Here is a 21287-nt window from a genome sequence, read left to right as displayed (position 1 = left end):
GCTCGCCTACGCCTTTGGCCCTACTCCTGCGGGTGGACCCGGTCGACAGGGTCCTGGGTCTAGGCTGGCGTTATGACTGCTCCGCATCCTGGTCCCCACTCTGATCCGGTGGCGCACACCGGGCCCGTGCCTGCCCTGTCCATCCGCGGGCTCGCCAAGCGCTTCGGTGAAAAAATCGCCGTCGACGGCATCAGCCTGGACGTTACGGCGGGTTCGTTTTTTGGCATTGTAGGGCCCAATGGTGCCGGCAAGACCACCACGCTGTCGATGGCCACCGGCCTCCTGCGTCCGGATTTCGGCACAGCCGTTGTGCACGGGGTGGACGTCTGGTCGCGTCCATTAGAGGCAAAGAAGCTGATGGGCATCCTCCCTGACGGCGTGCGCCTCTTTGACCGGCTCACCGGCGAACAGCTGGTCACCTATGCCGGGCTCCTGCGGGGGATGGACAAGGATGTGGTCGCAGCCCGGGTGGGTGAGCTGCTGGAGGCCCTTGACCTGGCGCAGGACGCCGGGACCCTCGTGGTGGACTATTCCGCCGGCATGACCAAAAAGATCGCCCTGGCCTCGGCCCTGATCCATGCGCCGCGGCTGCTGGTGCTCGATGAACCCTTCGAGTTCGTGGATCCTGTCTCGGCGGCCAACATCCGGTCCATCCTGGACAGTTATGTAGCGTCCCGCGGGACGGTGATCGTCTCGAGCCACGCTATGGACCTGGTCCAGCGCATGTGCGACCACGTCGCCGTGGTGGCGGCCGGACGGCTCCTCGCTGCCGGGACCGTGGACGAAGTACGTTCCGGGGCAACGCTGGAAGAAAGATTTGTCCAGCTTGTCGGCGGACGCAACCACACGGAAGGCCTGGAATGGTTGCGCACCTTCTAAGGCTGAAGCTGACCCTGCTGCGCAATGGCCTTCGCCGCAGTCCATGGCAGCTTGTGGGCCTGGCCATCGGCGGCCTCTACGCGCTCGGAATCGTAGGTGCTCTGGTGATGGCGCTGGTACTGCTGCGCCGGGCCGATCCGGAACTGGCCCACACGGCGGTGGTGCTGGGCGGGTCGGCAGCAGTCCTGGGCTGGGCGCTCATCCCGGTCGCAGTCTCCGCCGTGGACATGACCCTGGATCCTGCACGTTTCAGCACCTTCGCGGTGCCAATGCGCCAGCTGCTGACCGGACTGGCCCTTGGCGGCCTGATAGGCATTCCCGGGTTCGCCACGCTGCTAGTGTCCCTCGTTACCGTTTGGACCTTCTCGCACGGCCCGTTCGCCGCCGGTGCGGCCCTGGCGGGTGCTTCTGTTGGCGTCCTGACCTGCGTTGTAGTGTCCAAGGTGGTCACCACTGGAACCGCCAGCCTTGCATCGTCCCGCAGGTTCAAGGATGTCAGCTCCATTGCGTTCATGATCCCGCTGGTCCTGATGGGCCCCATCGTGGCCGGAATCGGCCGGGGAGTTGTGGCATCAGCGGGCTTCCTGCCGGATCTGGCAGCCACCCTGTCCTGGACGCCCCTGGGCGCGGCGTGGTCCCTCGGCGGCGATGTTGGGTCCGGACGCCCGGCGGAGGCTGTCCTGAAATTCCTCATCGCGGTGGCCACACTCGGTGCTCTTGCCTGGTGCTGGAAGATCCTGCTGGAACAGGCCCTGGTTACGCCGCCCTACGCCGGCAGTGGGAGCCGTAAGGGAGGGAAACTGGGCCTGTTCGCCCTGTTCCCAGCCACTCCGGCCGGGGCCGTGACGGCGAGGTCGCTTACGTACTGGCTGCGCGATCCCCGTTACGCCGGTTCCCTGGTGGTGGTCCCGCTGCTGCCCATCCTGCTGGTGTTCCAGGGCAGCAGGTCAGGTGATTACGGGTCACTGGCGTTCGCGGCACCCTTGGCAGCGTTCCTGCTGGCCTGGTCCATTTCGGCGGACGTCTCCTACGACAACACGGCCTTTGCCCTGCATGTGGCCATTGGCGTCCGCGGTGTGGCTGACCGGTTGGGGCGGGCGCTGGCCTGCCTGGCACTGGCGTTGCCTGTGGTGCTGGTCTTTGCGGTGGGCCAATGTTTCTTTACCGGCGGCTGGGCAGAACTGCCGGGCCAGCTGGGCCTGAGCCTGGGCATCCTGTTTACGGGCCTGGGGCTGTCGTCCGTGGTGTCGGCCCGCTACACCGTCACGGTCCCGTTGCCCGGCGACAGCCCGTTCAAGAAGCCTCCGGGCAACGTGGGCCAGACCATGGCCGTGCAGTTTGCCGGCATGGGCATCCTGGGACTGCTGGTCCTGCCGGAGATCGTCTTGCTGATAGCCCAGCGTGTTACCGGGAATCTCCTCTTCGGATGGGCCAACCTTGCAGTGGGCCTGTTCCTGGGGCTTGGCCTTTTTGTGGCCGGAGTAAGGTTGGGCGGAAAATGGCTTGACGCCCGTGGGCCTGAACTGCTGGCCCAGCTGACCATCAACCGCTGATTTCCGTATAGCACCAGAAAGGCGGCCGGACATGGAAGTCGTCATCCTTCCAGGCAGCAAACAGATCGGCATGCTGGCCGCTGACGCGATCGAGGCCCTGGTCCGGCGCAAGCCCGCCGCAGTACTGGGCCTGGCCACGGGGTCATCTCCGCTGCCCGTCTACGACGAGTTGGCGGCTAGGCACCAGCGTGACGGGCTGGACTTCAGCAAGGCCCACGCCTTTGCCCTGGACGAATACGTGGGGCTGGCCCACGGGCATCCGGAGTCCTACCGGGAAGTCATACGGCGGGAATTCACCAGCCGGGTCAACATCGACGAAGGTAACGTCCATACTCCCGACGGGGCGGCCGGGGATCTGGCCGCCGCCTGCCGAGCCTACGAAGATGCCATGCGGGCAGCGGGCGGGGTGGACCTGCAGCTCCTGGGCGTAGGTACGGATTGCCACATCGGATTCAACGAGCCCGGGTCCTCGTTCGCATCCCGGACCCGCATCAAAACGCTGATCGAGCAGACCCGCCGCGACAACGCCCGGTTCTTCACCAGCCTGGCAGAGGTGCCGCACCACGTGGTGGCCCAGGGTCTGGGCACCATCCTCGAGGCACGGCACGTTGTCCTCATCGCTACCGGGGCGCAGAAGGCGCCTGCGGTCCGCGACTTCGTGGAAGGACCCGTTGCCGCCATCTGCCCGGCTTCGGTCCTCCAGTTCCATCCGCACGCCACTATCCTGGTGGATGAGGCCGCGGCGTCGTCGCTTAAGCTCGCCGACTTCTACCGGCACACGTACGATCACAAACCTGACTGGCAGGAGCTGTAATTCCGGCCACACACTGCGGGCGGGCGGGAACCGGCGTTGCGGGGAACCGGCGACGACGGACGGTGCGGTGAGTGCAAAACGGTCCTCCCGCCGTCGAACGTCCGCCCTCCCGGGACGCTAAGATGGATGCCATGACTAGCATGACGGACCCTCTCGAGAACGACCCGATGCGCGAGCTTTCCGGGGCTGGAACGTCCACGGCAACCATCGAGCGCGAAGAGTTGCGCCAGGAAGTGGAGCCCGGTGACCGGGAACGCTTCTCGCACTATGTGCGCAAGGAAAAGATCATGGAATCCGCGCTGTCGGGTGATCCTGTCATTGCCCTCTGCGGCAAAGTGTGGACGCCGGGCCGGGATCCGCAGAAGTTCCCGGTCTGTCCCATGTGTAAAGAGGTTTATGACGGCCTCCGCCCGGGTAATGACGGCGGCAAGGGTCCCGGAGGGGACTCGGGCAACAACAAATAGTGACGGAGACGCTCTTTGGCGGCCCCACCCTGCCACCGGCTTATCCGGAACGCGCAGCCTGGGGAACCGCCCAAAAACTCCGTGCCTGGCAGCAGCAAGCCCTTGACCTCTACTTCAGGACCGATCCCCGCGACTTCCTGGCCGTAGCAACTCCCGGCGCCGGTAAAACTACCTTCGCGTTGCGCGTGGCCTCCATGCTCATCGAATCCGGGGCGGTCAACCGGGTCACCATTGTGGCGCCTACGGACCACCTGAAACGGCAGTGGGCCGACGCCGCGGCCAAGGTGGGCATCGCCATCGACCCCAACTTCAAGAACTCCGACGGCCAACACGGCCGCGGATTTGTTGGCGTGGCTGTCACCTACGCCCAGGTGGCGAGCAAGCCCATGCTGCACCGGGCCAAGACCGAGGCCGCCCGGACGCTGGTGATCCTTGACGAAATCCACCACGGAGGCGAAGCACTGTCCTGGGGCGATGGCCTCCGCGAAGCGTTTGACCCTGCGGCACGGCGGCTCTCCCTGACCGGGACGCCGTTCCGCTCCGACACCTCGCCCATCCCGTTTGTTGAATACGCCCAGGACAAGGACGGCATCCGGCGCTCGAAAGCTGACTACACTTACGGCTACGGCAACGCCCTGCGTGACCACGTGGTGCGCCCGGTCATGTTCATGGCCTACTCGGGCCAGATGCGGTGGCGCACCAGTGCCGGCGAGGAAATGGCGGCTTCCCTCGGCGAGGCCGCGGTCACCAAGGACATCACATCGCAGGCGTGGCGCACGGCTCTGAACCCGGCCGGGGAATGGATTCCGGCGGTCCTGGCGGGGGCGGACAAACGGCTCAGCGAAGTGCGCCGCACGGTTCCGGACGCCGGCGGGCTGGTCATCGCCACGGACCACGACGACGCCAGGGCCTATGCCGGGCAGCTGAAACGGATCACCGGCGAATCGCCCACCGTGATTCTTTCCGACGATGCCAAGGCCTCCAGCAAGATCGAGGAATTCACCGTGAGCGAGAAGCGGTGGATGGTAGCCGTCCGGATGGTGTCAGAAGGTGTGGACGTGCCCCGGCTGTCCGTCGGCGTCTATGCGACATCCACTTCCACACCGCTGTTCTTTGCCCAGGCGGTGGGCCGCTTTGTGCGTGCCCGGAAACGCGGCGAAACCGCTTCGGTCTTCCTGCCGTCCGTGCCGACGCTGATGGCCCTGGCCAACTCGATGGAGGCCGAACGCGACCACGCGCTGGACCGACCCGAGAAAGAGGACAGCGACGGCCTGTTCAATCCCGAGGACTCGCTGATGGAAGAGGCCAACCGGGAGGACAAGGCGTCCGACAGCCTCACCAAGGGCACGTTCGAGGCCCTCGACTCGCAGGCGTCCTTCGACCGGGTGTTGTTCGACGGCGGCGAGTTCGGCACCGGGGGTGAGGTGGGCTCGGAGGATGAACTGGACTTCCTGGGCATCCCCGGGCTGCTGGACGCCGAACAGGTGGGGACGCTGCTGCGGCAGCGCCAACACGAACAGCTCAACCGCAAAAACAGGCGCGCACCGGCAGCCGAGCCGGCCGCCGCGGCTCCGGCCATACCGGACCACCGGATGCTGATGGACCTGCGCAACGAGCTGGCCAAAAACGTGGCGGCCTGGTCGGCGCGGACCGGAACCCCGCACGGTGTGGTGCACACGAAGCTGCGGACGGTTTGTGGCGGCCCGCCGGTGGCGCAGGCGAACGAGGAGCAGCTCCAGTCCAGGCTGCGCAAGCTCCAGGACTGGTTCATCGGCCGTAAATAGCGGCCCAGGAAACAGCAGTGGCCCGGTGCTCTGCATCCTGGGCCATGCTTGTTATAGGTCCTGTATCAGGCGGCTGGTGCCAGGCGTCAGGAGACTTCGACGCCGCCGAGCTCCATCTCCGCAACGGCATCCTCCAGGTCCTCGGCGATGCCGGCGGTCAGTGAGCGGATGACCGTGACGGAGTAGCCGGCTTGGACCGCGTCCAGCGAGGTCGCCATCACGCAGTAGTCGGTGGCAATCCCCACGACGACAACGTCCTCCACATCGTGGCTTTGCAGCCAGTCGTCCAGCCCGATGGCGTTCTCCGCCGGCGCGTAGGCAGCTGCGTCAGCGGGCATGGCACCAGGCTGGCGTTCCCCGGTGGGGACGGCGTCCTCAGGGGCCAGCAGGCCCTCAAAGCCGGAATACGCCGCGGTGAACTGGCCCTTCTGGAAATAGGCCTGAATGTATTCGGTGTCCAGGTCCGGATGGAGTTCGGCTCCGCGCGTGCCGGCGACACAGTGCCGGGGCCAGCTGTCCTTGAGGTCGGGCGTGTCGGAAAAATGCGCCCCGGGATCGATGTGCCAGTCCTGGGTGGCAACAATGTGGTCGAACTCGTTGTGGTGGGCGTCCACGTACTCGCTGATGGCCCCGGCAGTATCGGCACCGCCGGCCACGGCCAGGGAGCCGCCCTCGCAGAAGTCGTTCTGCACGTCAACGATGATCAGGGCGCGGGACATCAGTTCTCCTCGTAGATGGTGGGGATGGCAGGCTCGCCGCGCTGCAGGCGGTTGACGACGCCGGGCAGTTCGGCCATGGTGTCCGCGTGCCGCTGGCGGGCGCGGACCACACCCTCGTGTCCGGTCCAGCCCGGCAGCAGTTCGCCGTTCTTCATAAACTGCTGAAGCAGCGGACGGTCGTTGCCGTCGTCTTCGGGACGGTGGCCGATGCCCACAATTTCCTGGGTAGCCACCCCCCGCTCGTTGAGCTTGCGCAGTGCGTACTTCCGTCCGCCCTTGCTGGTTTTGTTCTTGGCCGCCTTCGCCACGGAGACGAAGTTGCCCGCGTCGTCGGTCCGGCTGACGAGCTTGTAGACCATGCTCGCTGTGGGTGCCCCCGAGCCGGTAACCAGGGATGTGCCCACCCCGTATGAATCCACCGGCGCCGACTGCAGTGCGGCGATGGCGAACTCGTCCAGGTCCGAGGTAACCACAATCTTGGTGTTCACATTGCCGAGCTCGTCCAACAGTTGCCGGACCCACTGGGCCTGCGCCACGAGGTCCCCGGAGTCCAGCCGGACGCCGCCCAGTTTGGGCCCCGCCAACTCGACAGCGGCACGCACCGCCGCTTCGACGTCGTACGTGTCCACGAGCAGCGAGGTGCCGGGACCGAGGGAGGCGATCTGCGCCTCAAAGGCGTCCCGCTCGGTGTCATGCAGGAGTGTGAAGGAGTGCGCGGCGGTGCCAACCGTCTTGATGCCGTAGCGGATGCCGGCCTCAAGGTTGGAGGTGCTGTCGAAGCCGGCGATGACGGCGGCGCGGGCGGCCGCGGCTGCGGATTCCTCGTGCGTGCGGCGAGACCCCATCTCGATGCAGGGCCGGTTGCCGGCCGCGGTGATCATGCGGGATGCGGCGGAGGCGATGGCACTGTCATGGTTCAGGACCGAAAGCAGGTACGTCTCCAGCATGCAGGCTTCGGCAAACGTTGATTCGACAATCAGGATGGGGGAGTTGGGGAAGTATGCCTCGCCCTCCGGGTAGCCCCAGATGTCACCGGAAAAGCGGTAGGTCGCCAGATAGTCCAGGGTGTCCTGGTTGACCACGCCGGTCCGGGCCAGGAACTCCAGTTCCGCTTCGCCGAACCGGAAGTCGGCGATGCCTTCCAGCAGGCGGCCCGTTCCCGCCACAATCCCGTACCGCCGGCCGTCGGGCAGGCGCCGGGCAAAGGCCTCGAAGACCGACCGGCGGTGCGCGGCGCCTGAATGCAGCGATGCCTGCAGCATGGTCAGCTCGTAGTGGTCTGTGTAAAAGGACGTGCGGGGATGGTCCCAGCCGGCGGAGGTACTCACGAAATTCACTCTAGTCCCCACCGGCTCCCCCGTCTCGCTTCGCTTCGCCGCGGGGCCCTCGCCAGCGTGGGCCCAGCCGGCGTGGGCCCATACTCCCCATAGAATGGACAGATGACCTTAAGCGTTGCGCTCGGCCCTGATACACAGGAGGGCACCCGGACCGGGACAGAGGCGTCCACCGACTCCCTGACTGCCCCGGACATCCCGTGGAACCTGGTGATCTGGAACGATCCCGTCAACCTGATGAGCTATGTCAGCTATGTTTTCCAAAGCTATTTCGGCTACTCCGAGTCCAAAGCCAACAAGCTGATGATGGAAGTCCATAAAAAGGGCCGGTCCATTGTTGCCCACGGCAGCAAGGAACAGGTTGAGCGGCATGCCGTGGCCATGCACGGCTTCGGCCTCTGGGCGACCGTGGAGAAGGCCACCGGCGGGAATGGTGGAAGTTCCAGAAACACAGGAAAATCCGGCGGGTCCGGGCAGGGCAAGGGGAAACGTGGCTAAGGCATTCAAGTACGGGCTCAAGGGCATCACCGGGTTCCTGGAGCCCGCCGAACGGGAACTGCTCCGGAGCCTGATTGATGATGTCATCTCCATGCTCCAGCCGGTCGAACACGCCAGCCAGGATCCGCTGGCCGCCCTGATCGGACTGGACATGGATGTCCAGGAACCGACGGACCGTGCGGTTAAGCGGTTGCTGCCCAACGTGATGAAGAACGACGACGGCGCGTCCCTGGAGTTCCGCCAGCTCACCGAGCGCTCCTTGCGGGAAACCAAGATCGGCGCGCTGCGCGCTACCGCGCTGGACCTGGACAAGGACGAGGTGGTCCTCACCGCAGAAGGAGCCAGGCTCTGGTCCATGGCATTGAATGACGTGCGCCTGGTGCTGGCGGAGCGCCTGGACATCCGGGATGAAGAGGACGCCCAACACGTGCACCTGATGCAGGACTGGTCCCAGGCCGAGGACGTGGAAAGCTACCTCGCCCTGGTATACAACTTCACCACGTGGCTGCAGGAATCCCTGGTCCAGGCCATGCTCCAGTCCCTGGATTCCCGGGCCTGACCTGCTGTCACGTTCCGGAATACTACCCCCAATGTGACAAATTTGACATGAGTCGGGCGCCACAATGTGATGGCTGCGGCCCCGGGGAAGACCTATCCTCGAATAATCATGACTACAGCCTCGAGCATGGATCCGTCAGCCGCAGTCGCATCGGACTCCGCAGCCAGCAGCACCACCGGCCAGGTGGGGTCGCGCCCCATCGGCGTCTTTGATTCCGGTGTCGGCGGACTGACGGTGGCCCGTTCCATCATCGACCAGCTCCCCAACGAGTCCATCCTCTATGTGGGGGATACCGCCCACGGGCCCTATGGGCCGTTGCCCATCGCCGAAGTCCGTGCGAACGCACTCGGCGTGATGGACGAACTGGTGGACTCCGGCGTCAAGCTGCTGACCATTGCCTGCAACTCGGCGTCGGCCGCTGTCCTGCGGGACGCCCGCGAGCGGTACACCGCAAAATATGGCATTCCCGTCATCGAGGTGATCCAGCCGGCCGTCCGGCGGGCTGTCGCCGCTACCAGGAGCGGGCGTATCGGCGTCATCGGTACTTCCGCCACCGTTGGTTCGCGGGCTTACGAAGACACGTTTGCCGCCGCGCCGGATCTGGCGATCACCTCCGTGGCCTGCCCGGAGTTCGTGAGCTACGTGGAGGCCGGGATCACCACCGGACCCGCCCTGCTGGCCATCGCCGAAGAATACCTGGCGCCGTTGAAGGCGGCCGGCGTGGACACGGTGGTGCTGGGCTGCACACACTATCCGCTGCTGACCGGCGTCATTTCCTTCGTGATGGGCGACGCCGTCACCTTGGTGTCCAGCGCCGAGGAAACGGCCAAGGACGTGTACCGGGCCCTTGCCACCCACGATCTTCAGCGCACCGCCGCGTCCCCCCCGGAACACCACTTCATCGCCACCGGTGACGCCGGCCAGTTCGAAACGCTGGCCCGCCGGTTCCTGGGTCCGGAGGTCCTGTCCGTCCGGCACGTGGACCACGTGGCGGCCCAGTACCCCACCGGCAGCCTGGCGAGGATCACCCCCGAGATGATCGCCGCCGCGCAGGCCACCAGCGCCCGGCAGTCGTCGTCGGGACCCAGGATTTCGAACTTTGTAGGCGCCCACCGGGCCGGAGGTCCTCTCCTGTGAAGCTCACCATCGTCGGCTGCACCGGCTCCTTTCCCGGCCCCGGCTCGCCGGCGTCCTGTTACCTCCTGACCGCCAACGACGGCGAGCGGACCTGGAAGATCGTGATGGACCTGGGCAGCGGAGCGCTGGGCGCCATCCAGCGCTACACAGACCTTGAAGACATCGACGCGATCTTCCTCACCCACCTGCACCCGGACCACTGCATGGACCTGTGCGGGCTGCACGTGGCGGTCCGCTGGAAGCCCGGCGGCTGGGGACGCGGCAGGATTCCGGTCTGGGGGCCGGCCGCGACGGCGGACCGGATGGCCACCGCCTACGGCCTGGAGCTGGATCCGGGGATGCACGAGGAATTCGACTTTACGAACTGGACCGAACGGGAGTCCGTCACGGTGGGGCCGTTCACGGTGACGCCCTTTGCGGTGAACCATCCCGTGGAGGAGGCCTACGCCCTGCGGGTGGAAGTGACCGAACCGGACAAGCAGGGCAACCTGGTCAGCCGGGTCCTGACGTATTCCGGGGACACCGATTCCTGTGCCGGGCTGGAGGAAGCGGCAAAGGACGCTGACCTGTTCCTGTGCGAGGCCGCGTTTGAAGAAGGCCGGGACGACGACATCAAGGACGTCCACCTGACCGGAAAGCGCGCCGGTCAGGCTGCTGAGAGCGCAGGCGCACGCCGGCTGCTGCTCACGCACATCCCCGTCTGGACATCGCCCACCACTGTTATGGCCGAAGCGCGCCCCGTATTCGGCGGCGATGTGGCCGTTGCCGTGGCCGGTGTGCACTACACCGTCTGATCCCATGCTTGCCGGGTCCGCCGCCCTGCGTGGTTGGCTGCCCCGGCTGCGGCGGGACTGCTCGCCGCGAGTCGATAAGCTAAAGGCATGACTTCTGAAGCAACCGCAGTGCCCGTAGTGCGCGCCGATGGCCGCGCCCCCGACCAGCTCCGCCCCATCAGCATCACCCGCGGATGGTCCAAGCAGGCCGAGGGATCGGCCCTCATCGAGTTCGGCAACACCAGGGTCCTGTGCACGGCGTCCCTGACGGCCGGGGTGCCGCGCTGGCTCAAGGGCGAAGGCCGCGGCTGGGTCACGGCGGAATACGCCATGCTTCCCAGGGCAACCAACACCCGCTCCGACCGCGAGTCGGTCAAGGGCAAAATCGGCGGGCGGACCCACGAAATTTCCCGGCTGATCGGACGCTCCCTGCGTTCCATCATTGACACCAAGGCCTTGGGCGAAAACACGATCGTCCTGGACTGCGACGTCCTCCAGGCCGACGGCGGAACCCGCACCGCGGCCATCACCGGTGCCTACGTGGCACTCGCGGACGCCATCCGGTTCGCCCGCGACAACAAACTGATCGCCAAGAACGCCCAGCCCCTGATCGACACGATCGCAGCCGTTTCGGTGGGCATCATCGACGGTGTGCCCATGCTGGACCTGCCCTACGTTGAGGACGTCCGCGCCGAAACCGACATGAACGTGGTGGTCACCGGCTCCGGGAAGTTCGTGGAAGTCCAGGGCACCGCCGAGGGCGCTCCCTTCGACCGTGACGAGCTCAACCAGCTGCTGGACCTGGCCCTCATGGGCACCACCGCGCTGGCGGCGATCCAGCGCGAAACCCTCGCAGACGCACTGTGAACCCGAACGCCGTGAACGCTGAATCCGCTAGCGCGCCTGTGCTTCGCCTCGTCCTGGCCACGCACAACAAGGGCAAGCTCAAGGAGCTCCGCGAGCTGCTGCGCGGACAGGTCCCCGGGCTCGACGTCGACACCCAGGTAGTGGACGCCGCGGCGGCAGGTGCGCCCGACGTCGTCGAAACCGGTGTCACGTTCGCCGAGAATGCGCTGTTGAAGGCGCGGGCCGTGGCCGAAGCCACGGGCCTGGTGGCCATTGCCGACGATTCGGGGCTCGCCGTGGACGTGCTCGGCGGGGCGCCGGGTATCTTTTCCGCGCGCTGGTCCGGCCGGCACGGTGACGACGCCGCCAACCTGAGGCTCCTGCTTGACCAGCTCGCCGATGTCCCGGACGGGCACCGGGGGGCCGCATTTGTCTGCGCTGCGGCCCTGGCGGTCCCGGGGCCCGGTGCCGGGAGCCGCGAAGTGGTGGAGTACGGCCAGCTTGAGGGGACCCTCCTGCGCGAACCCCGTGGTGAGGGTGGCTTCGGCTACGATCCCGTGCTGCAGCCCGCCGGCGGGGACCGCAGCTGCGCTGAATTGTCAGCGGCGGAAAAGAACGCCATCAGCCACCGCGGGCAGGCCTTCCGTGCGCTGGTGCCGGCCATTGTCGACGCGCTGGCGCGGCAGTAAGGCCGTTCCGGAAACGCCTTAACAGCGAAGGGAGCCCCACCATGGTGGGGCTCCCTTCGCTTTGCCTTGGCTGCAGCGCCGCCCAGCAGCGCTGCAGGGAGCTAGTCCAGGTTAGTCTTGCGCTCTTCGTGGGGAGCCTGTTCCTCGATGAATTCGTCGACGGCGTCGGTGCCGAACTTAGCCGCCTGGCGCTTGGCGGAAATGCCGCGGAGTACTTCGATGCCGATGGGAATCACGGAGACCAGCACAATTGCGATAAAGATGATGTCCAGGTTCTCACGTACCCACGGGACCCTGTCACCGAGCAGGTAGCCCAACAATGTGACGCCGCTGCCCCACAGGACCGCGCCGATCACGTTGAACAGGAAGAACTTTTTCTTGTCCATCTGGGCCACGCCGACGATCACAGGCACGAAGGTCCTGATGATCGGCACGAAGCGGGCCAGGATCAGGGCCTTGCCGCCGTGCTTTTCGAAGAAAGCGTGGGCGTTCTCAACGTTTTCGCGCTTAAAGAGGCGGGAGTTCTGCTTGTTGAAGATGGCGGGGCCGGCCTTGGAGCCGATCAGGTAGCCGGTCTGGTTGCCGATGATGGCGGAAATAGTGATCAGGAGCGCCAGGAGCCAGACATTGAACTGGATGGTGTCCGTTGCCACCAGCAGCCCTGCCGTGAACAGCATCGAGTCCCCGGGAAGAAAGAATCCCACCAGCAGGCCCGTCTCCGCGAAGACAATTCCGCAGACCAGCAGCACCACCCAGGGCGCGAGTGCGGGATCGGCCAGGAAAATCTGGGGGTTCAGCCAGTCGGGCAGGAAGGAGGCCAGCTGCGGCTGGACCGGTCCTGCACCACCCAGCATGGGCGGGGCAAGGTCGCTGATCGCAAGAAAGTTCACCTCCTCAGGGTACTTGACGCACCTGGGCGTCCCTGTTGCATCAGCACCTCACGCTGCGGCGGGCGGTTCCGCAACCCCGCCACCCGGCGTCGGACGCGTGATCTGCGCGACAGGGCCGCCCCGGTGACACGGAGCGGCCGTGTCCGGCGGTAAAGTATGGGCCGTGGGTTTGGACTTTACGGCGATCGACTTCGAGACGGCCAATGGCTTCCGGGGTTCACCGTGCGCTGTTGGCCTGACGAAGGTCCGGGGCGGGCGCGTGGTGGATGAGGCGTCGTGGCTGATGCGTCCGCCGGTCAACCACGACCACTTCGAGTACCACAACGTCAGGGTCCACGGCATCAAGGCTACGGACGTGGCCGGCCGTCCCCGCTTCGGTGAGCTGTTCCCGGAGATTGGTGCCTTCATCGGGGACGACATCCTGGCGGCGCATAACGCGGCCTTTGACCTGGGCGTGATCCGGTCCGGGCTTGAGGTCTCCGGCCTGCCCGGGCCTGCCTACGACTACGTCTGCACGGTGATGCTGGCCCGGCGCTGCTACTCCCTGGTCTCCAATTCCTTGCCGTTCGCCGCGGAGGAAGCCGGCGTGCCGCTGGTTAACCATCACGACGCCGCAGAAGACGCCCGGGCCTGCGCCGGCATCCTGATCGATATCGCTGCGCGGAACAACGCCAACAGCATTGCCGAGCTCTACCTGTCGCTGGGTCTGGTCCTGCCGCATCAGGCGGCTTTTGACCCGGCGCACGATGTCCTGTCCAAAGCCAGCCTTACTGCACTTGCCGGTGCCGCTGGCGGAGGCAGCGCAGCGCTGGTCCGCCCGTTCGTGTCCGGGTGGCCGGAGGAGGGCGACAACCCCGTGCCCAATGCCGACGCCGAACCCTCCCACCCGCTGTACGGCCAGACCGTTGTCTTCACCGGCGAGCTCTCCATGGCCCGGCCGGAAGCGAAGGTGCGTTCCGCCGAGCTGGGTGCCCGGCCGGAAAGCCGGGTAACCGCCCGCACCACGGTGCTGGTGGTGGGTGACGGCTTTGTGGCCGCGGACCTGCGGTCCGGCAGGCTGACCGGCAAGGCCCGGCGCGTCCTGGAGCTCCATGACCGCGGCCAGCCCATTGAAGTACTCTCCGAAGGCGAGTTCCTGCAGATGGTGGGCGGCTGAGCCGCACTGCGTTCATCCGGCGCAACAAATCTTCCCTGCGGCGTGCCCGGCTCCTAGCCTTGCAGGATGAGCAAACTAACGGACGGCCAAACAACCGGAATCAACTGGTCCGCCGTGTTCGCCTTTCCCAACCCCGTCAATGAATACGCGGCCAGGATCACGGCCGGCCTGGTGGTGCTCCTCGCGGGCGCCACGCTGCTGAGCGGGTCCGTGTGGGGACTCGTGCTCATCGCCGCGGGCTTCTGGCTGCGGGTGCTCTTCGGCCCACGGATTTCGCCGCTGGCCCTGCTCTCCGTCAAGGTCCTGGCACCCCGGCTGGGCCGCGTTCGCCTGGTTCCCGGACCGCCCAAGCGTTTTGCCCAGGGCATGGGGACTGTAGTCTCCACCACGGCGCTGATCCTGTTCCTTGCCGGCGCCGCCCCGGCAGCGTGGATTGTGCTCGCGGTACTCATCGCGGCTGCCTCGCTGGAAGCCTTCGCCGGATTCTGCCTGGGCTGCGTTATCTTCGGAGTGCTCCAGCGCCGGGGCCTGATCCCGGAGGACATCTGCGAGGCCTGCAACAACGTCGCGCTCAAGCGGTCGTAACGCCCACCAGAAGGTCGGCCATGCCGCGGATGACGTCCAGCCCTTCGAATGCGTTGAGCCATTCCGGGGGCAGGCACTCTTCGCCGTAGTAGGCGCCCAGGATGTTTCCGGCGATGGATCCCGTGGTATCGCTGGCGCCGCTGTGGTTGACGGCGAGCGCCACGGCTGCCCGGAAATGGTCTTCCGGCGACAGGGTGGAGTCCGCATCCGGCGCTGTGGCCAGGACAGCGTAAAGCCCGACGGCGAACGCCTCCTCCGAGACCCAGCCCCCGCCGAGCTGCCGAACCAGTTCCTCCGGCGACAGGACGCCTGTTCCCGCACAGCGGATGGCCGCTTCAAACCGCTCGGGAAGTTCCGCCGCCACATCCTTCAGGCCACGGACTTCGGCCAGGACCGCTGCCGCCGCGTCCGGCAGGGTGTCACCGGCCACCAGGCGGTGGATCAGCAGGCTGAAGCTGCCGGCACTTTGCCGTGCGGACGGATGGCCGTGCGTCAGGGAGGCGGCGTCGGCACTTAACTTATAGACGGCGTCGGACGCTATGTAGGGAATCAGGCCGAACGGCGCGGACCGCATCACCGTTCCGCGGCCTTTCGACTCAGGGTTCACCGGCCGGTAGACCGTACCCATTTCACCGGTAGCCAGTCCGCTGATGCATGTCTTTTCCGGGGCGCGGCGGCGCCTCAGCACCTCGTTGCCGTCGATCCACCGCGGCGGCTGCGCCGGGGCCTGCGGTGGTACAGACTCACCCTGGGTGTCCAACCAGCGGAGATAAGCCAGCCACACGCAGGCGTTCGCATCGGCGCCCACGCCGTCATTGGCCCATTCGAGCACCTCCACCAGTCCGTCCACGGTGTACAGCGTCATCTGCGTGTCGTCCGAAAAGTGGCTGCCGCCGTCGAGCCCTGCCAGGTCCGTCAGGCCCGCCGGGCCGAAGCGCTGGCGGATGGCCTCGATCGAGTCGGACTCCACCGCGTAGCCCAGCGAGTCTCCTAAGGCGCCGCCCAGGAGGCAGCCGTGGATGCGTGACTTCAGCGGGGGTGCGGGAACGGCGCCCGGTTCAATGCTCATGACAGTAAATTTACCGTGGGGCGGTGGTGCAACGCGCCGGAGGTGCCACACCGTCCGTCCACTAAGCTCGGACTCAGCCAACGCCCAGAATCCCTTGGCAGAATGCAAAGGCACCACACCCCAACGTTAAGGATTGCCCCACCATGACCACGCCTGTGCCCGTCCACCGTGACCCCGCCCCCGGGCTGACTGCCGGCAGCGGTGCCGAAATCCGGCACGGGCTGGTGTCCAGGCTGTCTGCGGAAGCCTTTGGCAGCCTTTTCATCGTGGTGGCAGGCCTGGGCGTGCCGCTGTTCTCCATCCCGCAGTCCAGCCCGCTGCCCGCCGCCCTCGCAGCAGGCCTGGCAGTGACTGCGGCGATGCTGGCCTTCGGCTACGTTTCCGGCGGACACTTCAACCCGGCGGTGACCGTTGGCCACGCCGTTGCCGGCCGGATCCGGCTCGGTGACGCCGCTGCTTACATCGGCGCGCAGCTGGTGGGCGGGCTCCTGGGCGCCCTCGCCCTCTTCGGCATCCTGCGCACACTGCCGGGCATCCAGGACAGCCGCACGGCGTTCGACACCGTGACCGCCGGATTCGGCGAACATTCCATCATCCAGGCGCCCCTCGCCGGCGTGCTCCTGCTGGAAGTACTTGGGGCCGCCATCCTGGTTGCAGTCTTCCTGGGCACCACTGCGCGCAACAACGTCAGCAAGACGGCAGCCGCCGTAGCCGTGGGCCTCTCCGTCGCCGTCCTGCTGCAGCTGGGCCTCTCCGTGGGCAACGCACCGTTCAACCCCGCCCGTGCCACTGCCTCGGCCCTCTTCAGCTCCAGCTGGTCCCTAGAGCAGCTGTGGCTGTTCTGGGTTGCTCCCTTGGCGGGCGCGGCCATCGCCGGGCTGGTCTTCCGCGGGTTCGCTGAGCCGGTTGTTTCCGTAACTGCTTCGGCCGCTGGCGGGTCAGTGCCTGACGACAGCGACGCCGACGATGTTGAGGATTTTGACGACGAGGATGTTGACGTCGATACCAACGATGCCGACGTCGCCGACGAGGCCGCTACGGTGCCTGCAACGGCAGCTGCCCCGGTGAAGGCCGCACCGGTTCATTCCACCGCGGACCAGCCGGACAGCCGCGACGAGGCCCAGGATTTCTTCGACGGAAAGCGCAGCTAGCTGGCCTGACTGGGCCACGGCCTGTTGCGGCGGTGTCCTAAACTGTCGGTGGCAGCCGCTAGCGTAAGAATATGCGGTTATTGCACACATCGGACTGGCACTTGGGCAGGTCCTTCCATGGCGTCGGGATGCTGGACGCCCAACGGTCATTTGTTGATCAGCTCGTCAGCGCCGTCACCGAAAACGCGGTCGATGTTGTCCTGATTGCCGGCGACGTCTACGACCGCGCCCTGCCCGGCGTCGACGTGGTAGGGCTGTTGGACGATGCCCTGGTGCGGCTCACGGATGCCGGTGCCACGGTGGTGCTGACATCCGGTAACCACGACTCCGCCATCCGGCTGGGCTTCGCGTCCAGGCTGCTGGAACGTGGCGGCGTCCACCTGCGGACCAGGCTGGCGGACCTGGACCAGCCAGTTGTCCTGCCGCTGGGCCCGGGTGACGGTGCGACGCCTGGGACCGTCCTGGCCATCTATGGAATCCCCTGGCTGGAACCGCGCCTCGTCGCCGAACAACTCGGCGCGGAAACCGCCAGCCACTTCGAAGTCACGCGCGCCGCCACTGACCGCATCCGGGCGGACCTCGCGCAGCGCAACGCAGCGGGAACGGTCCATTCGGTGGTCCTCGCCCACACGTTCGCCAGCGGCGGGATCAGCTCCGACAGTGAGCGGGATCTCAGCATCGGGGGAGTCGGAGCCGTGCCCCTGGACCTGTTCGACGGATTCAGCTACACCGCGCTGGGGCACCTGCACGGCCGGCAGACGCTGTCGCCGCAGGTCAGGTACTCGGGATCGCCCCTGGCCTACTCGTTCTCCGAAGCCAAGCACGACAAGGGAAGCTGGCTGATCGACGTCAGCCCGGACGGTGTGGCCGGCGTATCGGAACTGATCTGGGAAGCCCCGCGGAAGCTGGCCGTGCTCCGCGGCGGAATCTCGGAACTCCTGGAGTCCGCAGAGCATTCCTGGGCCGAAGGGGCGTACTGCCAGATCACGCTCACGGATGAGCAGCGGCCCGCGCAGGCCATGGAGCGGCTGCGGGCCCGTTTTCCGGACACGCTGGTCCTCGGGTTTGATCCGCAGGGCGGCGCCGTCAAGGCGTCCAAAAGCTACAGCAGCCGGCTCGCCGAAGCCCAGGATGATCTCTCGCTCTGCTGCGGATTCCTCGATCACGTGCGGGGGCGGGACGCGGACGACCACGAGCAGTCGGCTATCGCCGCGGCGCTGGATAACGTCCGCCTCAGGGAGGCATCGCTATGAGGATCCACCGCCTTGTCATCTCCGCCTTCGGGCCCTTTGCGGGCACCGAGGAAATCGACTTCGACAGGTTGAGTGCCCACGGACTCTTCCTCCTCAACGGACCTACCGGAGCAGGGAAGACCAGCGTGCTGGACGCTGTCTGCTTTGCGCTGTACGGATCCGTGCCGGGGGCGCGCCAGGACGGCAAGCGCCTGCGCAGCGATCATGCCGAGCTTTCGCTGGAGCCTGCGGTCACCTGCGAGTTTTCCGCCCAGGGCCGGCATTTCGAAGTCACCAGGTCGCCGGCTTGGGATAAACCCAGTGCCCGGGGAAAGAACGGCTTCACCACACAGCAGGCCAAAACGCTCCTCCGGGAACGCCTCAGCGGAACGTGGACGGAGCGATCCGGACGCAATGATGAAGCCGGCGCTGAAATCATCGCACTGCTCGGAATGGACCGGGAACAGTTCACCCGAGTGGTGATGCTGCCGCAGGGCGATTTTGCCGCCTTCCTGCGGTCCAAGGCAGCCGATCGCCTGGAACTGCTGCAGAAACTCTTTGGCACCCAGCGGTTCGAAGCCCTGGAACAGGAGCTGTCGGCGCAGGCCCAGGCCGCGCGGAGCGATGTTGCCCGGCTGAACGCAGAGCTTGAGCTGCTGGCGGCGCGGGCCGAAGCCGAGGCCGAGGCGCTGGCCATTGATGATTCTGCGGCACCTGCCCAGGAGGAGCCGGCGGACCGGATCGAATGGCTGCAGGAAACCGTGGCCCACCGCGCAGTCGAACTGGCTGCGGCGGCGGACGCCGCAGCGGCCGTCAGCAGGCAAGCGTCAGACCGGCTGGAGAACGAATCCGCGCGGCGGGAGCGCCACCGCAAGCTGGCAGCCGCCGAGGCCCGGAAGGCCGCCGCTGAGGCAATCCTGCCATCCCTGCAGCTCCATGGCGCCCGGCTCGAACAACACCGCCGCGCCGAGGTGCTCACCGGTCAGCTGCAGGCTGTCCAGTCCAGCCAGACCCAGGTCCGGCACGCCGCGGGAGCCATGGAATCCGCCATCACACTGCTGCGGATGGCCGCGGATGAAGACCCCGAACTGGGCCAGCTGGACCTCGGTGCCTTGGATGCAGACCACGGCGATGCCGGGCTTTCCGCCGCCGCGGCACTTGACGTTGTGGGTGAGCTCAGCCGCCTCAGGTCACTGTTGGCCGTTGTGGAAGCCAGGTTGCCGGATGAGGAACGCCTTCAATCACTGGTTGCCAGGCGCGCCTCGCTCACCACGAAGCAGCAGGAACTCACCCAAAAGGACATTGACCTTGGCGTTTCGCTGCAGGGTCTCCGCGCGGAGCAGGAAACCCTGACGGCAGGCCTGGAGCCACTGACGGAACTGGCCTCAGCCGCCACGCTCCATGAGAAGGAAGCCGCTGCGGCCGGGGAGCTTCTTGACGCCGTCCGGCGCTGTGCGGCTGCACGCGCCGCGCAGGCGCTCGCCACGGAGCGTCACTCGGCGTCCCGGGAGATCCAGCTCGAGAAGAAACTCCGTTGGCTGGACCTGCGCGAGGAAAGACTCGCCAACGCCGCCGCCGAACTCGCTGCCCAGCTGGCCGAAGGCGAGGCCTGCCCCGTTTGCGGCAGTGCGGACCACCCGGCTCCTGCGGAGGCTGCGGCGTCAGCGCTGGGCCTCAGCCAGGCCGAGGAAGCTGCCCAGCAGGACCATGAGGCCGCAGAGACAAAGCTGGCAGCGCGGGCCCGTGAGTTGGGCGACGCGAACCAGTTGGTGGCTGTCCTTGAAAGCCAGGGCGGGGACATGCCCGAAACGGATGCGCTTGCGGCTTTCGAGTCCGCCCGCAATGCCGCCGGCGAGTCGCAGCTGGCGGTGAAAAACCTCGCGGACCTCCGGCAGCAGCTTGAGGCCGCGGAGGCCCGAATTGCGGCAGCGGATTCCGCCAGGCACGGCGCGGCATCCGAACTCGCACAGGTCACCGCTGAATTGTCAGGACTGGTGGACCAGCTGGCGTCCCTTGACAGCGCACTCTCTGCGCTGCGCGGCGGTCACCGCAGACTCACGCAGCGGCTGCGGGCGCTGCAGGATGCCGCCGCCACGTTGGAGAAGGCCGTGGAGGCCCAGGCATTGCTCAGCCGAGCCAAGGCCAGGGCCGAGGAAGCACGGAACCAGCTTGACCTGGCGTTGCCGGAGGCTGGTTTCAGTTCTGACCTTGAAGCCCGGGCACAGCTGCTGTCATCTGCTGATGCTGCTGCCTTGCAGGCCGAGGTCCGGGCCGGCCAGGACGAACAGGCGCGGATTGCCGAGCTGTTCGCATCCGAGGATCTGCTGCTGGCACTGACTGAAGAGGCCGCCCATCCCGTGGTGGACGAAGCCCTCCTCGCTGACCTGCAGGACGCCGCGGAGAAGGCCGGACAGGAAGCACGGGCTGCCGATGTTGCCGCCGCCATGGCCGCGCGCTGTGTGGAGGCGCTAGCCGCTGTCCGCAACGATTACCAACAGCTGGCCGGTTCCGGGCGCGTTCCCAGGGAACGCGCCCAGCTCCTGACAGCCCTGGCTGATACCGCGGCCGGCCGTGGAGACAACACCTACCGTATGAGCCTGAACACCTACGTCCTCGCGGCACGGCTCGAACAGGTGGCCTTGGCTGCTTCCGAACGGCTGGTCGCCATGAGCGATGGCCGCTACCTGCTCCAGCATTCAGACGCCAAGGCCGCGCGCGGCGCAAAATCCGGGTTGGGGCTGGAAGTGGTGGACCAGTGGACCGGTCACCGCCGGGATACCTCTACGCTTTCCGGTGGCGAATCCTTTATGGCGTCCCTGTCCCTCGCCCTGGGGCTGGCAGACGTTGTGCAGCAGGAATCCGGTGGCATCCAGATCGAGACGCTTTTTGTCGACGAGGGTTTCGGCAGCCTGGACGAACAATCTCTAGAACAGGTCATGGATGCCCTCGAAGGCCTTCGTGACGGCGGCCGCGTTGTGGGTCTGGTCAGCCATGTGGGGGAGATGAAACAGCGCATCGGAACCCAACTCCAGATCCTCAAGGGTCGGAACGGTTCCACGCTCCGCATTTCCGACGCCGCCGAGGCGCTGGTGTGACTGCGGCCATGCCGGACTGGACTGGGCCAAACCGGCCTATATGATTGAACAGTTACCGGG

At 66.5% G+C, this 21287-nt stretch carries 20 protein-coding genes; 16 read left to right on the top strand and 4 right to left on the bottom strand.

What is annotated here, in order from left to right; translation table 11 throughout:
- The first annotated feature begins 72 nt into the window (after positions 1 to 72).
- The 5 genes from ACQCS0_RS13675 (at position 73) to ACQCS0_RS13655 (ending at position 5494) form a co-directional block, all read left to right on the top strand.
- Positions 73 to 879 (top strand): ABC transporter ATP-binding protein, encoded by an 807-nt coding sequence (locus ACQCS0_RS13675; RefSeq protein ID WP_354153634.1) that lies wholly within the window; start codon positions 73 to 75, stop codon positions 877 to 879.
- Complete coding sequence (locus ACQCS0_RS13670) at positions 861 to 2432, top strand: transporter (RefSeq protein ID WP_354153635.1); 1572 nt, start codon at positions 861 to 863, stop codon at positions 2430 to 2432. The genes ACQCS0_RS13675 and ACQCS0_RS13670 overlap by 19 nt, the downstream gene beginning before the upstream one ends.
- Before the next feature lie 31 nt (positions 2433 to 2463).
- Positions 2464 to 3246, top strand: coding sequence for a glucosamine-6-phosphate deaminase (gene nagB / locus ACQCS0_RS13665; protein WP_354153636.1), 783 nt, complete (start codon positions 2464 to 2466; stop codon positions 3244 to 3246).
- A gap of 122 nt (positions 3247 to 3368) precedes the next feature.
- Positions 3369 to 3710, top strand: a complete 342-nt coding sequence (locus tag ACQCS0_RS13660; protein ID WP_354153637.1) for a DUF3039 domain-containing protein — start codon at positions 3369 to 3371, stop codon at positions 3708 to 3710.
- Positions 3710 to 5494, top strand: a complete 1785-nt coding sequence (locus ACQCS0_RS13655; protein ID WP_354153638.1) for a DEAD/DEAH box helicase — start codon at positions 3710 to 3712, stop codon at positions 5492 to 5494. The genes ACQCS0_RS13660 and ACQCS0_RS13655 overlap by 1 nt, the downstream gene beginning before the upstream one ends.
- 86 nt (positions 5495 to 5580) lie before the next feature.
- On the opposite strand, the gene ACQCS0_RS13650 is transcribed toward ACQCS0_RS13655, so the two are convergent.
- Positions 5581 to 6213 carry an isochorismatase family protein gene (locus tag ACQCS0_RS13650; protein ID WP_193342345.1) on the bottom strand — a complete coding sequence of 211 codons (633 nt, stop codon included), beginning with the start codon at positions 6211 to 6213 and terminating at the stop codon, positions 5581 to 5583.
- A complete protein-coding gene (locus tag ACQCS0_RS13645) occupies positions 6213 to 7541 on the bottom strand; it encodes a nicotinate phosphoribosyltransferase (RefSeq protein WP_354153639.1) in 1329 nt (442 codons plus the stop codon). Before ACQCS0_RS13645 ends, ACQCS0_RS13650 begins: the two co-directional genes overlap by 1 nt.
- Before the next feature lie 111 nt (positions 7542 to 7652).
- Here ACQCS0_RS13645 and clpS point away from each other — a divergent pair, with 111 nt between their 5' ends.
- From clpS to rdgB, 6 genes are all read left to right on the top strand, one after another.
- Entirely contained in the window at positions 7653 to 8045 is a 393-nt protein-coding gene (gene clpS / locus ACQCS0_RS13640) for an ATP-dependent Clp protease adapter ClpS (protein WP_354153640.1), read from the top strand.
- Entirely contained in the window at positions 8038 to 8604 is a 567-nt protein-coding gene (locus ACQCS0_RS13635) for a DUF2017 domain-containing protein (RefSeq protein WP_426938541.1), read from the top strand. The genes clpS and ACQCS0_RS13635 overlap by 8 nt, the downstream gene beginning before the upstream one ends.
- Positions 8605 to 8673: 69 nt before the next feature.
- Entirely contained in the window at positions 8674 to 9741 is a 1068-nt protein-coding gene (murI, locus tag ACQCS0_RS13630) for a glutamate racemase (protein WP_354153642.1), read from the top strand.
- Positions 9738 to 10535, top strand: a complete 798-nt coding sequence (locus ACQCS0_RS13625; protein WP_282328972.1) for an MBL fold metallo-hydrolase — start codon at positions 9738 to 9740, stop codon at positions 10533 to 10535. The genes murI and ACQCS0_RS13625 overlap by 4 nt, the downstream gene beginning before the upstream one ends.
- 87 nt (positions 10536 to 10622) lie before the next feature.
- Positions 10623 to 11381, top strand: coding sequence for a ribonuclease PH (gene rph / locus ACQCS0_RS13620; RefSeq protein WP_056349350.1), 759 nt, complete (start codon positions 10623 to 10625; stop codon positions 11379 to 11381).
- An 11-nt stretch (positions 11382 to 11392) separates the two neighbouring features.
- Entirely contained in the window at positions 11393 to 12049 is a 657-nt protein-coding gene (rdgB, locus tag ACQCS0_RS13615) for an RdgB/HAM1 family non-canonical purine NTP pyrophosphatase (protein ID WP_354153643.1), read from the top strand.
- Positions 12050 to 12150: 101 nt separating this feature from the next.
- Here rdgB and ACQCS0_RS13610 read toward each other — a convergent pair whose 3' ends face one another.
- Positions 12151 to 12924, bottom strand: coding sequence for a VTT domain-containing protein (locus ACQCS0_RS13610; protein ID WP_354153786.1), 774 nt, complete (start codon positions 12922 to 12924; stop codon positions 12151 to 12153).
- Between the two features lie 178 nt (positions 12925 to 13102).
- Here ACQCS0_RS13610 and ACQCS0_RS13605 point away from each other — a divergent pair, with 178 nt between their 5' ends.
- Positions 13103 to 14095: an exonuclease domain-containing protein gene (locus tag ACQCS0_RS13605; RefSeq protein WP_354153644.1), complete on the top strand. Its 993-nt coding sequence runs from the start codon at positions 13103 to 13105 to the stop codon at positions 14093 to 14095.
- Positions 14096 to 14161: 66 nt separating this feature from the next.
- Positions 14162 to 14680: a DUF4395 domain-containing protein gene (locus ACQCS0_RS13600; RefSeq protein ID WP_354153645.1), complete on the top strand. Its 519-nt coding sequence runs from the start codon at positions 14162 to 14164 to the stop codon at positions 14678 to 14680.
- Here ACQCS0_RS13600 and ACQCS0_RS13595 read toward each other — a convergent pair.
- Positions 14667 to 15749 (bottom strand): ADP-ribosylglycohydrolase family protein, encoded by a 1083-nt coding sequence (locus ACQCS0_RS13595; protein WP_354153646.1) that lies wholly within the window; start codon positions 15747 to 15749, stop codon positions 14667 to 14669. The two genes, ACQCS0_RS13600 and ACQCS0_RS13595, sit on opposite strands and share 14 nt — an antisense overlap.
- Positions 15750 to 15892: 143 nt before the next feature.
- Here ACQCS0_RS13595 and ACQCS0_RS13590 point away from each other — a divergent pair, with 143 nt between their 5' ends.
- The 3 genes from ACQCS0_RS13590 (at position 15893) to ACQCS0_RS13580 (ending at position 21227) form a co-directional block, all read left to right on the top strand.
- Entirely contained in the window at positions 15893 to 16900 is a 1008-nt protein-coding gene (locus ACQCS0_RS13590; RefSeq protein WP_354153647.1) for an aquaporin, read from the top strand.
- A 71-nt stretch (positions 16901 to 16971) separates the two neighbouring features.
- Positions 16972 to 18153 (top strand): exonuclease SbcCD subunit D, encoded by a 1182-nt coding sequence (locus tag ACQCS0_RS13585; protein WP_354153648.1) that lies wholly within the window; start codon positions 16972 to 16974, stop codon positions 18151 to 18153.
- Positions 18150 to 21227 carry an AAA family ATPase gene (locus tag ACQCS0_RS13580; protein ID WP_426938540.1) on the top strand — a complete coding sequence of 1026 codons (3078 nt, stop codon included), beginning with the start codon at positions 18150 to 18152 and terminating at the stop codon, positions 21225 to 21227. Before ACQCS0_RS13585 ends, ACQCS0_RS13580 begins: the two co-directional genes overlap by 4 nt.
- The last annotated feature ends 60 nt before the right edge of the window (positions 21228 to 21287 follow it).

The organism is Pseudarthrobacter sp. S6 (assembly GCF_050156575.1).
Classification (GTDB): Bacteria; Actinomycetota; Actinomycetes; order Actinomycetales; family Micrococcaceae; genus Arthrobacter.
The sequence above is the reverse complement of the archived record's forward strand: the minus strand, read 5'-3'. Positions and strand labels throughout refer to the sequence as shown.